Genomic DNA, 13436 nt, shown 5'->3' on the forward strand with positions numbered 1-13436 from the left:
ACCCGTCGGGGTCATCGGAACGAGAGCGATACGGCGCCGAGTCCGGTGAACTCGGCGGTATAGGTGCGGCCCGCTTCGACATCGACGGCGCGGGTGCAGGAGCCGGGCAGGATGACGTGCCCCTTGCGCAGGGGCACGCCGAAGCGGGCGACGGTGCGGGCCAGCCAGGCGACGGAGACGGCGGGGTCGCCGAGCACGGCGTCACCGCGGCCCCGTGCGAGCTCGTCGCCGTCGCAGGTGAGCCGCGCCTCGACGGCTTTCAGGTCGAGCTGGCGCGGGTCGCGGCCCTCGCCGATGACGTAACCGGCGGACGAGGCGTTGTCGGCGATCGTGTCGGCGATGGCGATGCGCCAGTCGGCGATCCGGCTGTCGATCAACTCCAGGGCGGGCACGACGCGTTCGGTCGCGGCGAGGACGTCGGCCGGGGTGCAGCCCTCGCCCGGGAGGTCGTCGCCGAGTACGAATCCGATCTCGGCCTCGACGCGGGGCGCGCAGTAGCGGACGGTGTCCACGGGCCGGTCCTCGCGCAGCTCCATGTCGTCGAGGAGATGGCCGTAGTCCGGCTCGTCGACGCCCATCATGCGCTGCATCACCGGCGACGAGAGGCCCACCTTGTGCCCGGTGACCTGGGCACCCAGGGCGGTCCTGTGCCGGATGTTGATCAGCTGGATCTCGTACGCGTCCTCGGTGCCGATGCCCTCGAACGCGCCGGCCAGGGGCGCGACGGGGCTGCGGCCGAGCTCGGCGCGACGCAGCAGCGCGGCGGCCTCCTGTCGACTCCGGACGTCCAGCATCTCGGCTCCTTGGGGTGGCGGTCTGACCCGCGGTGCGGTGCGGTGCTACCGCGGTGGGCCAGACGGTAGGCCGGAGCCGGGACGTGGAGGGAGGCCGGATTCCCGCTCAGCGGGAAGGTGACGCAGCTCAGCGGGAAGGTGTCGGCGGGCCCGTAGGGGCAGGGGCACGCCCCTACGGGGGCGGCTTCACCCGGCCCCGTACACCGCCCCCGGAACCTCCGCCCTGCCGAGGAGTTCCCTCGCCGCCTCGCCGGCCTCGGCCGGGGTCCAGCGCGCTGCCTTGTCGGCGGTGGGGCCCGGGCGCCAGCTCTCCATGACCGTGATGCGGCCGGCCTCCGCCTCGAAGACGCGGCCGGTCACGCCGTCGCTCGCGGCGGAGCCGAGCCACACCACCACCGGCGACACGTTCTCCGGGGCCATCGCGTCGAAGCCGTCCTCGGGGGCGGCCATCGTGTCGGCGAACGTGCGCTCCGTCATGCGGGTGCGGGCCGCAGGCGCGACCGCGTTCACCTGCACCCCGTACCGCCCCATCTCCGCCGCGGCCACCAGAGTCAGTCCCACGATGCCGGCCTTCGCCGCGCTGTAGTTGCCCTGCCCCACCGAGCCGAGCAGCCCCGCCCCCGACGACGTGTTCACGACCCGGGCCGAGGGTGTCCTGCCCGCCTTCGCCTCCGCGCGCCAGTGCTCCGCCGCGTGCTTCAGGGGCAGGAAGTGGCCCTTGAGATGCACCCGCATGACCGCGTCCCAGTCGTCCTCGTCGAGGTTGACCAGCATCCGGTCGCGGAGAAAGCCGGCGTTGTTGACCAGCGTGTCCAGGCGCCCGAAGGTGTCGAGGGCCGTGGCGACGAGGGACGCGGCGCCCTCCGTGGTCGCGATGTCCCCGCCGTGGGCGACCGCCTCGCCGCCCAGGGCCCGTATCTCCTCGACCACTTGGGCCGCCGGACTGTCCGGTGCCGGGGCCCCGTCCAGACCCACCCCCAGATCGTTGACCACGACCCGTGCGCCCTCGGCGGCGAACGCCAGCGCGTGCGCGCGCCCCAGGCCACGCCCGGCCCCCGTCACGATCACGACCCGCCCCGCACACAGCCCCGAACCAGCACCCGCACCCATGTCCGCACCCATGTCCGCACCCATGTCCGCTCCCGTGCCCTTCTCCATGTCACGCCTCCTTGTTGACAGTTGCCGCGTCCAGGAACGCCGGCCGCTCCCCGCCTCCGTGCACCAGGAGGCTCGCCCCCGTGATGTACGACGCCGCGTCCGAGGCGAGGAACACCGCCGCGTCCCCGATCTCCGACGGCTCGGCGAGGCGGCCGACCGGCACCGTGCGCCCCACCGCCGCCACGCCTTCCTCGTCCCCGTAGTGCAGATGGGACAGCTCGGTGCGCACCATCCCGAGGACCAGCGTGTTCACCCGTATCTCGGGCGCCCACTCCACCGCCATCGAGCGCGCCAGGTTCTCCAGGCCCGCCTTGGCCGCCCCGTAGGCCGCCGTGCCCGGCGAGGGTCTCGCGCCGCTCACGCTGCCGATCATCACGACGGAGCCGCGCGTGCGCCGCAGTTGCTCCCGCGCGGCCAGCGACGCGGTCATCGGCGCCGTGAGATTGAGCTCGACCACGCGCGCGTGCCGCTCCGCGTCGGACTCGCCGAGCAGCCGGTACGGCGTGCCTCCCGCGTTGTTCACCAGCACGTCCACCCGGTCGAGGCCCGCGAAGAAGCGCCGTACGGCCGGACCGTCCCGCAGGTCGACCGGTTGGAACTCGCAGCCGGGCAGGGGCTCATCGGGGGGTCTGCGCGCACACACCACGACATCCGCCCCCGCCCGCACGAACGCCGCCGCGATCCCGGCCCCCACGCCCCGTGTGCCCCCGGTGACGACCGCGACCCTTCCCCTCAGGGGCCTTGAGCTCAGATCCATGCCATCCACCCCAGGTCCATTCCGCTCGTCCCCATCGCCTGCTACCTTCCTACCAAACAAACGTTAGGTGGAAAGGTAGCTGAACGCCATGGGTGTCTCCACCTCCTCACCCGAAAAGGGGATCGCCGTCGTCACGGTGGACTTCCCTCCGGTCAACGCGCTGCCGGTGCGGGGCTGGTACGACCTGGCCGACGCCCTGCGCGCGGCGGGCCGCGACCCGGACGTGCGCTGCGTCGTCCTCGCCTCCGAGGGCCGGGGGTTCAACGCGGGCGTCGACATCAAGGAGATGCAGCGCGACACGGCGTCCGGCGGCCACGGCACCCTCATCGGCGCCAACCGCGGCTGCTACGAGGCCTTCGCGGCCGTGTACGAGTGCGAGGTGCCGGTCGTCGCCGCGGTGGGCGGCTTCTGCCTGGGCGGCGGCATCGGCCTCGTGGGCAACGCGGACGCGATCGTCGCCTCGGACGACGCCACCTTCGGCCTCCCCGAGCTCGACCGCGGAGCGCTCGGCGCCGCGACCCATCTCGCCAGGCTCGTGCCGCAGCACCTGATGCGAGCCCTCTACTACACCTCGCGCACGGCGACGGCGCAGGAACTGCACGCGCACGGTTCCGTCTGGAAGGTCGTGCCGCGGGCCGGACTCCGGGCCGCCGCACTGGACCTGGCCCGCGAGATCGCCCGCAAGGACGGCTCGCTCATCCGCCTCGCCAAGGCCGCGATCAACGGCATCGACCCCGTCGACGTACGCCGGAGCTACCGCTTCGAGCAGGGCTTCACCTTCGAGGCGAACCTCAGCGGCGTCGCGGACCGCGTCCGCGACACGTTCGGCACGGACGCAGGCACAGGTACTGACGCAGGCGCAGGCACAAGTACTGCCGCAGGCACGGACACGGCAACCAAGGGGGAAGCCAAGTGACGGACAAGACCATGACGCCCGAGGACGTCGTCGCCCGCCTGAGCAGCGGCATGACCATCGGCATCGGTGGCTGGGGCTCGCGCCGCAAACCCATGGCCCTCGTACGGGCCCTGCTGCGCAGCGACGTCACGGATCTCACCGTCGTCGCGTACGGCGGCCCGGACGTAGGCCTGCTCGCCGCCGCCGGGAAGATCCGCAAGCTGGTCACCGCCTTCGTGACCCTCGACTCGATCCCGCTCGAACCGCACTTCCGCGAGGCCCGCCAGCGCGGCGCGTTCGAACTGACGGAGGTCGACGAGGCGATGTTCATGTGGGGCCTGCACGCCGCGGCGAACCGGCTCCCCTTCATCCCCGTGCGGGCCGGCATCGGCTCGGACGTCATGCGCGTCAACCCCGCGCTGAAGACGGTCGGTTCGCCGTACGAGGACGGGGAGACGCTGGTTGCCATGCCGGCGCTGCGGATGGACGCGGCGCTCGTCCACGTGAACCGCGCGGACCGGCACGGAAACGGCCAGTACCTCGGCCCCGACCCGTACTTCGACGACCTGTTCTGCGAGGCGGCCGACACGGCGTACGTGTCGTGCGAGGAGCTGGTGGAGGGATTCGGCGACGTCGGGGACGCCGTTCCGCAGACCCTCCTCGTCAAGCGGCATGCGGTCACCGGCGTGGTCGAGACGCCGAACGGCGCGCACTTCACGTCGTGCGCCCCCGACTACGGGCGGGACGAAGCATTCCAGAAGCTGTACGCGACCACACCCTGGCCCGAGTTCGCCGAACGCTTCCTGCCGGCGCGCGGCGACGAGAAGAGCTACCAGGAAGCCGTACGGACCTGGCACGCGGAGCGCGAGCAATCCCCCGGAGTCACCGCCACACCGGCGACACCAGCCACACCGGTGACACCAACCACCACGTCCGCCACGACCCCCACCCGCGCCGAATACTGCGTCATCGCCTGCGCCGACGCCTGGCGCGACAGCGGTGAGATCCTGGCGAGCCCCATGGGCCTGATCCCGTCGGTCGGGGCCCGCCTCGCCAAGCGCACCTTCTCCCCCGATCTGCTCCTCACCGACGGCGAGGCGATGACCGTGGGTCTCGACGGGGAGCCGGAGGGCTGGCTTCCGTACCGTCAGCACCTCACCATGGTCACCGGCGGCAGGCGCCACGTGATGATGGGCGCGAGCCAGATCGACCGGCACGGCAACCAGAACATCTCGTGCATCGGCGACTGGGACCGCCCCGCCCGCCAGTTGCTCGGGGTCCGCGGCGCACCCGTCAACACCCTCAACAATCCGGTGAGTTACTGGGTCCCGAAGCACTCCGGGCGCGTGTTCGTCGAGAAGGTCGACATGATCAGCGGGGTCGGGTACGACAGCGCCGCCGCGGCGGGACCGTCGGCGACGCGCTACCACCGCATCCCGCGCGTCGTGTCGAACCTCGGCGTCTTCGACTTCGAGACGCCGGACCGCTCGATGCGCCTCGCGTCCGTGCACCCCGGGGTCACCGTCGACGAGGTGATCGCGGCGACGGGCTTCCCGCTTGTCCTGCCGGACGGGGGCGACGTGCCGTACACACGCGAACCCACCCCCGAGGAGCTCCGGCTGATCCGCGACGTCATCGACCCGAAGGGCCTGCGCGACCGCGAGGTCAGGCCCGTATGAGCGACGCGGCCATCGAGACGGCGTTCACCAAGCTGGTCGGCGTGCGCCACCCGCTCGTGCAGACCGGCATGGGCTGGATCGCGGGCCCGCGCCTCGTGTCGGCGTCGGCGAACGCCGGGGCGCTCGGCATCCTCGCCTCCGCCACCATGACCCTCGACCAGCTCAGGTCGGCGGTGCGCGAGGTGAAGTCCCGTACGGGCGAACCCTTCGGGGTCAATCTGCGCGCGGACGCCGGTGACGCGCGGGACCGCGTGCGGGTGATCATCGACGAGGGTGTGCGGGTCGCCTCGTTCGCGCTCGCGCCGTCCCGTGACCTGATCGCCGAGCTGAAGGACGCGGGCGTCGTCGTCATCCCCTCCATCGGTGCCCGGCGTCACGCCGAGAAGGTCGCCGCGTGGGGCGCTGACGCCGTCATCGTGCAGGGCGGCGAGGGCGGCGGCCACACGGGGGACGTCGCGACGACGGTGCTGCTGCCGCAGGTCGTGGACGCCGTGGACATCCCGGTGATCGGCGCGGGCGGGTTCCACGACGGGCGCGGCCTGGTCGCTGCCCTCGCGTACGGCGCGGCCGGCGTCGCCATGGGCACCCGTTTCCTGCTCACCTCCGACTCGACCGTCCCGGACGCGGTGAAGGCGAGATATCTGGCGGCCACGGTCAAGGACGTCACCGTGACGACGGCCGTGGACGGTCTGCCGCACCGCATGCTGCGCACCGATCTCGTCAACTCACTTGAACGGGCGGGGCGTACGCGCGCGCTCGCGCAGGCCGTGCGGCGGGCCGCCGGGTTCAGGAAGCTGTCGGGCCTGAGCTGGCCGCAGATGGTCCGCGACGGGCTGGCGATGAAGCACGGCAAGCAACTGTCGTGGAGCCAGGTCCTGCTCGCCGCGAACACCCCCATGCTCCTCAAGGCGTCCATGGTCGAGGGCCGCACCGACCTCGGCGTCATGGCATCGGGCCAGGTCGCGGGGGTGATCGAGGACCTACCGAGCTGCGAGGAACTCGTCACCCGCGTGATGGCCGAGGCCCGGCACGCGCTCGGCACCCTGCCTACCCCAGGGTGATCCCGCTTCCCGCAAGGGAGTTCAGCGATGCCACGCACTGTGTCCAGACGCGCCCTGGTCGGCGCCGCGCTCACCACCCTGACGGCCGCGGCCGTCGCGCCCGGTGCCGCCGCGGCCGGACGGCGTCCGTACCAGGACCCGCCGATCCGGCACGTCCCCCTCCAGGGCGCGGTCAACGTCCGTGACGTGGGCGGCTACCGTGCCCTCGGCGGCGGTCGTGTCCGCCACGGGCTCGTCTACCGCTCCGACGCCCTGTCCAAGCTCACCGACGCCGACGTCACGACGCTCTCGGGCCTCGGTCTGCGCCGGGTGGTCGACTACCGGGTGCCGGTGGAGGTCCAGTACGACGGCGCGGACCGCCTCCCCGCCGGCCTCGCCCCGGACTCGCGACCGGTGTCCGACAACGGCCTGTACGCGCAGATGATGGCCGCCATCGGTTCCAAGGACCCCGTCCGGCAGGAGGAGATGCTCGGCGGCGGCCGGGCGGCCGCCTTCATGCGCAGCGTGTATCCGCGGTTCGTGTCGGACGCGGACAACCGCGCGCGGTTCGCGACCACCCTGCGCGACGCCGCGTACGGCACCGGCGGCCGGGGCGCGCTCCTGTACCACTGCACGTCGGGGAAGGACCGCACAGGCTGGACGACGTACGTCCTGCTGCTTCTGCTCGGCGTGCCCGAACGGACCGCCGTGGACGACTACTTGGCGTCGAACGCCCTCCGTGCCGCGCACGACGCGAAGGTGCGGGACGGGCTGAAGCAGTCCGGCATGATGGTCGACCCGGACCTGCTGATCCCCCTCCAGGAGGTCCGCACGGAGTATCTGTCGGCGGCCGTCGACCAGGCGCGGGCGGACTACGGAAGCCTGGGCCGGTACGTCTCGCAGGGGCTCGGCCTCGGCCTGGACACCGTCGCGGCCCTGCGCCACCGGCTGCTCGACTGACGCGAACGCGAAGACTGACGCGAACGCGAAGCGGGGCGGTGGGGCGAGGCTGTTCGCCTCGTCCCACCGCCCCGCTGTTCAGCTGGGGTACCGCTTACGCGGCCGCGCCGCGCCCGGCGTCACGCGGACCGCGCCGCGCCCGGCCGCCGCGCCCGCCGGCGCTCTGACCGGCGCCGCCCTGCCCGGGACCGCCCTGGCCACGGCCGCCCTGACCCCGGCCGCCGGCGCCCTGGGAGCGACCGCCCTGGACGGCCTGGCCGCGCCCGCCGCCCTGGCCGCCGCCTTCGCCGCGCCCGGCCTGAGCGCGCCCGCCCTGGGCACGCCCTGCCTGGCCGCCGCCCTGGCCGCGTCCGCTGCCGCCACGGCTGCGCCGCGGCTTGCGGGCACCGGAGGCGGCCGGAGCGGTCGGCTCCGGGACCTCGATGACGGCGGGGACGCCGGAGGGCTCCCGCGCGCCGGTGATGCGGACGAGCTCTTCGTCGGTCGACTTGACCTGGGTGTTCTGCGGCCGGATGCCCGCGTCCCGCATGAGGCGCGTGACGTCGCGCTTCTGCTCGGGCAGGACCAGCGTGACGACGCTGCCGGACTCGCCGGCGCGGGCGGTGCGGCCGCCGCGGTGCAGGTAGTCCTTGTGCTCGGTCGGCGGGTCGACGTTCACGACGAGGCCGAGGTCGTCGACGTGTATGCCGCGGGCGGCGACGTTCGTGGCGACGAGGGCCGTGACCCGGCCGTCCTTGAACTGTTCCAGGGTGCGGTTGCGCTGCGGCTGCGAGCGTCCGCCGTGCAGCGGCGCCGCGAGGACTCCGCTGGCGAGGAGCCGCTTGGCGAGCCGGTCGGCCGACCGCTTGGTGTCGACGAAGAGGATCACGCGGCCTTCGCGGGCGGCGATGCGCGCGGTGACGGCCTTCTTGTCGGTCTCGTCGAGCACGTGGAGGACGTGGTGCTCCATCGTGGTGACGGCGCCGGCCGACGGGTCCACGGAGTGGACGACCGGGTCGGTCAGGAACTGCCGGACGAGCCGGTCGACGTTCCGGTCGAGCGTCGCCGAGAACAGCATGGTCTGGCCGCCGGGGGCGACCTGCTTGAGGAGCGCCGTGACCTGCGGCATGAAGCCCATGTCGGCCATCTGGTCGGCCTCGTCGAGGACGGTGATCCGCACCTCGGACAGGTCGCAGTCGCCGCGCTCGATGAGGTCCTTGAGGCGGCCGGGCGTCGCCACGACGACCTCCGCGCCGCGGCGCAGGGAGGACGCCTGGCGGGAGATCGACATGCCGCCGACGACGGTGGCCAGACGGAGCCTGACCGCGCCCGCGTACGGCGTGAGGGCGTCGGTGACCTGCTGGGCGAGCTCGCGGGTCGGCACGAGGACGAGGGCCAGCGGCATGCGCGGCTCGGCCTTGAGGCCGGCGGTGCGGGCGAGCATCGGCAGGCCGAACGCGAGGGTCTTGCCGGAGCCGGTGCGGCCGCGGCCGAGGAGGTCGCGTCCCGCGAGGGAGTTGGGGAGGGTGGCGCCCTGAATGGGGAACGGCTCGGTGACGCCCTGCTCGGTGAGCGTCTTCAGAAGGCCGGCCGGCATGTCGAGCTCGGCGAACGTCGCGGCCGCGGGCAGCGCGGGCGTCGTGTTCTCCGGCATCGTGAATTCCTGCGGCGGCGTGGGCCTGCGCTCGGGAACGCGGCCCTTTCCGCCGGACCTTCCGCCCCGGGAATTCCTTCCGGCGTTTCCGGCGCCCGCGTTTCCTGAAGCGGATGCGGACCGGTTGCGGGTCGGGCGGGGCGGACGTGCGGGGTTAGCCATGCGGGCATGCCTTCCTGGGCCTGGGCGGCCGGGAGCCGGTGGCCATCGACGCGTCTGCGAGCCGTCGGCCTGGTGTGGCCATCGACGCGTCTGCGGGCCGCCGGCCTGGGGACAGCACGGGCCGGGGCCCGCACCTTCGCGGTGCGGACCCCGGCCGTGGGGTGCGTGATCCTTGGGATCAAGCGGTGTTTCAGGCGGGGAGGATGTTCTCCGCCTGGGGGCCCTTCTGGCCCTGCGTGACGTCGAACGTCACCTTCTGGCCCTCCTGGAGCTCACGGAAGCCCGAGGTGGCGATGTTGGAGTAGTGGGCGAAGACGTCGGCGCCGCCGCCGTCCTGCTCGATGAAGCCGAAGCCCTTTTCCGAGTTGAACCACTTCACGGTTCCGGTGGCCATAACAATCTCCTTTACTGGGGCGGTACGGAAATCCGAGTCCTTCGAATCTCCAGTCGCACCATTGAGCCCCATCCGGAGTTGGCCCGGAGGACCGGCCGGAAAACAATAATGCGCCTGAGGAACATTCCCGTCAGGCGCACATAAAGTCTATGGGTACCAAAACTGCAACGTCATCGACCTTAGCACGACCGTCACGGGACTAGAGACGCTCGATGATCGTGACGTTCGCCTGGCCCCCTCCCTCGCACATCGTCTGCAGTCCGTAGCGCCCGCCCGTGCGCTCCAGCTCGTGCAGCAGGGTCGTCATCAGTTTCGCGCCGGTCGCGCCGAGGGGGTGGCCCAGCGCGATCGCTCCCCCGTTCACGTTCACCTTCTCGGGGTCCGTGCCCGTCTCTTTGAGCCAGGCGAGGACCACGGGGGCGAACGCCTCGTTGATCTCGACGAGGTCGATGTCGTCCATGGACATGCCGGTCTTCTTCAGCGCGTACGCCGTCGCGGGGATCGGCGCGGAGAGCATGCGGATGGGATCCTCGCCGCGTACGGAGAGGTGGTGGACGCGGGCGCGCGGGGTCAGGCCGTGCTCGCGTACGGCGCGCTCCGAGGCGAGGAGCAGCGCGGCGGCGCCGTCGGAGACCTGCGAGGAGCAGGCCGCGGTGATCGTGCCGCCCTCGACGACGGGCTTGAGGCCCGCCATCTTCTCCAGGGTGGTGTCGCGGCGGGGGCCCTCGTCGACGGTGACGTCTGCGTAGGCGGCGGTCTCGCGGGCGAAGCGGCCCTCGTCGATGGCGCGGATCGCGCGCTCGTGGGAGCGCAGGGCCCACTCCTCCTGGTCACGGCGGGTGATGCCCCACTTGCCGGCGATGAGCTCGGCGCCGTGGAACTGGTTCACCGGCTGGTCGCCGTAGCGGGCGCGCCAGCCCTCGCTGCCCGCGTACGGGCCGTCGGTGAGGCCGAGGGGCTCGGCGGCCTGGCGGGAGGCGTAGGCGATGGGGATCTGCGTCATGTTCTGGGTGCCGCCGGCGACGACGAGGTCCTGGGTGCCGGACAGGACGCCCTGCGCCGCGAAGTGCACGGCCTGCTGTGACGAACCGCACTGGCGGTCGATGGTCACGCCGGGGACCTCCTCGGGGAGGCCGGCGGCGAGCCAGGACGTCCGCGCGATGTCACCGGCCTGCGGGCCCACCGTGTCGAGGCAGCCGAAGACGACGTCCTCGACGGCGGCGGGGTCGATCCCGGAGCGGGCGACGAGCTCCTTGAGGACGTGCGCGCCCAGGTCGGCGGGGTGGGCGGCGCAGAGGCCTCCCTTGCGCCGTCCTACGGGGGTGCGGACCGCTTCGACTATGTAGGCCTCGGCCATGACGGGTTTCCCTTCTCAGGGTTGGGTGGCGCGTACGGCGATGCCGTCCAGGACCATCGAGAGGTACTGGCGGGCGATCTCCTCGGGGCTGTGCTGTCCGCCGGGGCGGTACCAGGACGCGGCGACCCAGACGGTGTCGCGGACGAACCGGTAGGTGAGCCGGATGTCGAGGTCGGCGCGGAACACCTCGGCGGCGACGCCGCGCTCCAGGGTGGACAGCCACGCCTTCTCGAACTTGCGCTGGGAGGCGGCCAGGAACTCGAAGCGCTCCTGGACGGCGAGGTGCTTGGACTCCTTCTGGTAGATGGCGACGGCGGCGCGGTGCCGGTCGATCTCGCGGAAGGACTCGGTGACGAGGGCCTCCAGGGTTTCCCTGGGGCCGAGGCGGGAGTCGAGGACGGAGTCGTATCCGTGCCACAGCTCGTCGAGGAAGGTCCGCAGGATCTCTTCGAGCATCGACTCCTTGGAGTCGAAGTGGTAGTAGAGGCTGCCCGCGAGCATGCCCGCGTGGTCGGCGATCTTGCGGACGGTGGTGGCGTTGTACCCCTGGGCGGCGAAGACCTCGGCCGCGGTGTCGAGGAGTTCGCGGCGGCGCTCGGGCGAGGCGGTCACCTGGGGCTTCTTCTTGGTAGGCACGCGTCCATTGTCGTCCTCACCGGCGCGCCCGCGGCGCTACGCATGCTGGCTGCTGACGGAGACGGTCTCGCCCGTCATGTACGAGGAGTAGCCGGACGCCAGGAACACGATCACGTTGGCGACTTCCCAGGGTTCCGCGTACCGACCGAAGGCCTCCTTCTCGGTGAGTTCGGCGAGGAGTTCGGCGGAAGTGACCTTCACGAGGTGGGGGTGCATGGCGAGGCTGGGCGAGACCGCGTTGACCCGGACTCCGTACGCGGCGGCCTCGATCGCGGCGCAGCGGGTGAGCGCCATGACGCCGGCCTTGGCGGCGGCGTAGTGGGCCTGTCCGGCCTGGGCGCGCCAGCCGACGACGGACGCGTTGTTCACGACGACGCCGTGGCGGCCGGTGTCGCGGAAGGCGCGCAGGGCGGCTCTCGTGCACCTGAACGTGCCGTTCAGGGTGACGTCGAGGACGCGGGACCACTGGTCGTCCGTCATGTCGACGAGGTCCGAAGTACCGCCGAGACCCGCGTTGTTGACCACGATGTCGAGCCCGCCGTGCGTTTCGGCGGCCAGCGCGAACAGGGCGCCGACCTGTTCCTCGTCGGTGACATCGCAGGGCAGGGAGGCGACGTTCGCCGCGCCGAACTCGCCGGCGAGCGCCTGCTCGCTCTCCTTGAGCCTGCGGGCGTGCGCGTCGCCGATGAGGACACAGGCGCCCTCTTCGAGGAACTTGCGTGCCGTCGCCCCGCCGATCCCGGCTCCGGCGGCCGCCGTGATGACGGCCGTCCGCCCCTTCAGCAGGCCGTGGCCCGGCACGTACTGGGGCTTCGCGCTCATACCCGCGCCTCCTTGGGCAGGCCGAGCAGGCGCTCGGCGACGATGTTCTTCTGGATCTCGTCGGATCCGGCGTAGATGGTGTCGGCGCGGGAGAAGAGGAACAGCCGCTGCCAGTCGTCGAGTTCGTACGGTTCGCCCGCGGCGATCGTGGACGCGGCACCGCACACATCCATGGCGAGCTCGCCGAGGCCGCGGTGCCAGGCCGCCCAGTGGAGCTTGCCGACGGAAGGGTCGACGCCGCGCCGCGCGGAGGCCGCCATGGCTTCCAGGTCGATCCAGGCCCGGACGAGCCGGTCGCGGATCAGGGGGTCGGCGATCGCGCCGTTCCTCCTGGCCAGCGCCGCGAGTCCGTCCCATTCGCGGCGGAACCCGACCTGCTGGCCGAGCGTGGAGACGCCGCGCTCGAAGCCGAGGGTGGCCATCGCGATCCGCCAGCCGTCGCCGGGCTCGCCGACGACGTGGGACGCGTCGGTGCGGGCGCCGTCGAAGAACACCTCGTTGAACTCGCTGGTGCCCGTGAGCTGCACGATGGGGCGTACGTCCACGCGGCCGCCCGGCTGGTCCAGGGGTACGAGGAGGTAGGACAGGCCCGCGTGCCGTCGCGAGCCGAATTCGGTGCGGGCCACGACGAAGCACCACTGGGCCTCATGGGCGAGCGAGGTCCAGATCTTCTGCCCGTCCACGATCCACTGCGACCCGTCGGGTGAAAGGGCGCCTCTCGTGCGGACGTTCGCCAGGTCGGAGCCCGCGTCCGGCTCGCTGTAGCCCTGGCACCACAGCTCCTCGACGGCGACGATCGGCGGCAGGAAGCGCTTCTTCTGCCCCTCGGTGCCGAAGGCGATGAGCGTCGGGCCGAGGAGCTGCTCCCCTATGTGGTTGACCCGGGCGGGCGCGTCCGCGAGCGCGTACTCCTCGTGGAACGCGATCTGCTCCTCGAGACTCGCGCCGCGGCCGCCGTGCTCGACGGGCCAGCCGACGCAGGTCCACCCGTGCGCCGCCATGTGCCGCTCCCAGGCGAGCCGCCCTTCGAACGCCTCGTGCTCACGGCCCGGCCCGCCGCGGCCCCTCAACTCGGCGAACTCCCCCACGAGATGGTCCGCGAGCCAGGCCCGGATCTCGGCGCGAAACTCCTCGACGCTGCTCATGGAC

The 13436-nt window shown here is 72.3% G+C and carries 13 protein-coding genes and 1 pseudogene; 5 read left to right on the top strand and 9 right to left on the bottom strand.

Annotation, left to right across the window (positions count from 1 at the left end):
- Positions 1-11: 11 nt before the first annotated feature.
- The 3 genes from ACWIGU_RS20685 to ACWIGU_RS20695 form a co-directional block, all read right to left on the bottom strand.
- Positions 12-794: a 2-keto-4-pentenoate hydratase gene (locus ACWIGU_RS20685; RefSeq protein WP_454402855.1), complete on the bottom strand. Its 783-nt coding sequence runs from the start codon at positions 792-794 to the stop codon at positions 12-14.
- A 186-nt stretch (positions 795-980) separates the two neighbouring features.
- The gene (locus ACWIGU_RS20690; RefSeq protein ID WP_454403095.1) at positions 981-1904 is read right to left on the bottom strand and encodes an SDR family oxidoreductase; all 924 of its coding nucleotides are present in this window, start codon (positions 1902-1904) and stop codon (positions 981-983) included.
- 49 nt (positions 1905-1953) lie between these two features.
- Positions 1954-2709 carry an SDR family oxidoreductase gene (locus ACWIGU_RS20695; RefSeq protein ID WP_454402857.1) on the bottom strand — a complete coding sequence of 252 codons (756 nt, stop codon included), beginning with the start codon at positions 2707-2709 and terminating at the stop codon, positions 1954-1956.
- Between the two features lie 88 nt (positions 2710-2797).
- On the opposite strand from ACWIGU_RS20695, the gene ACWIGU_RS20700 reads away from it, so the two are divergent.
- The 5 genes and pseudogenes from ACWIGU_RS20700 to ACWIGU_RS20720 all read left to right on the top strand — a co-directional run bounded on the left by ACWIGU_RS20700 (position 2798) and on the right by ACWIGU_RS20720 (position 7283).
- Positions 2798-3625 carry an enoyl-CoA hydratase family protein gene (locus tag ACWIGU_RS20700; RefSeq protein ID WP_454402859.1) on the top strand — a complete coding sequence of 276 codons (828 nt, stop codon included), beginning with the start codon at positions 2798-2800 and terminating at the stop codon, positions 3623-3625.
- Positions 3622-4473 (top strand): annotated as a pseudogene (locus tag ACWIGU_RS20705) (CoA transferase subunit A); the annotation flags it as partial. The gene ACWIGU_RS20700 and the pseudogene ACWIGU_RS20705, both read left to right, overlap by 4 nt.
- A 45-nt stretch (positions 4474-4518) precedes the next feature.
- Positions 4519-5283, top strand: coding sequence for a CoA-transferase subunit beta (locus ACWIGU_RS20710; protein WP_454403096.1), 765 nt, complete (start codon positions 4519-4521; stop codon positions 5281-5283).
- 11 nt (positions 5284-5294) lie between these two features.
- Positions 5295-6344: an NAD(P)H-dependent flavin oxidoreductase gene (locus tag ACWIGU_RS20715; protein ID WP_454403098.1), complete on the top strand. Its 1050-nt coding sequence runs from the start codon at positions 5295-5297 to the stop codon at positions 6342-6344.
- Between the two features lie 27 nt (positions 6345-6371).
- Positions 6372-7283 carry a tyrosine-protein phosphatase gene (locus ACWIGU_RS20720; protein ID WP_454402861.1) on the top strand — a complete coding sequence of 304 codons (912 nt, stop codon included), beginning with the start codon at positions 6372-6374 and terminating at the stop codon, positions 7281-7283.
- 94 nt (positions 7284-7377) lie between these two features.
- Here the strand turns inward: ACWIGU_RS20720 and ACWIGU_RS20725 are convergent, their stop codons facing one another.
- The 6 genes from ACWIGU_RS20725 to ACWIGU_RS20750 form a co-directional block, all read right to left on the bottom strand.
- The gene (locus ACWIGU_RS20725; protein ID WP_454402863.1) at positions 7378-9078 is read right to left on the bottom strand and encodes a DEAD/DEAH box helicase; all 1701 of its coding nucleotides are present in this window, start codon (positions 9076-9078) and stop codon (positions 7378-7380) included.
- Between the two features lie 190 nt (positions 9079-9268).
- Positions 9269-9472, bottom strand: a complete 204-nt coding sequence (locus tag ACWIGU_RS20730; RefSeq protein WP_005318814.1) for a cold-shock protein — start codon at positions 9470-9472, stop codon at positions 9269-9271.
- A 199-nt stretch (positions 9473-9671) separates the two neighbouring features.
- Positions 9672-10829: an acetyl-CoA C-acetyltransferase gene (locus ACWIGU_RS20735; RefSeq protein WP_454402865.1), complete on the bottom strand. Its 1158-nt coding sequence runs from the start codon at positions 10827-10829 to the stop codon at positions 9672-9674.
- Positions 10830-10844: 15 nt separating this feature from the next.
- Complete coding sequence (locus ACWIGU_RS20740) at positions 10845-11465, bottom strand: TetR/AcrR family transcriptional regulator (RefSeq protein ID WP_100592289.1); 621 nt, start codon at positions 11463-11465, stop codon at positions 10845-10847.
- A 36-nt stretch (positions 11466-11501) separates the two neighbouring features.
- On the bottom strand, positions 11502-12287 hold the full coding sequence (locus ACWIGU_RS20745; RefSeq protein ID WP_454402867.1) for an SDR family oxidoreductase: 786 nt from the start codon (positions 12285-12287) through the stop codon (positions 11502-11504).
- Positions 12284-13432 carry an acyl-CoA dehydrogenase family protein gene (locus tag ACWIGU_RS20750; RefSeq protein WP_454402869.1) on the bottom strand — a complete coding sequence of 383 codons (1149 nt, stop codon included), beginning with the start codon at positions 13430-13432 and terminating at the stop codon, positions 12284-12286. Before ACWIGU_RS20750 ends, ACWIGU_RS20745 begins: the two co-directional genes overlap by 4 nt.
- Between the last annotated feature and the right edge of the window lie 4 nt (positions 13433-13436).

The organism is Streptomyces sp. NPDC055400 (assembly GCF_053644375.1).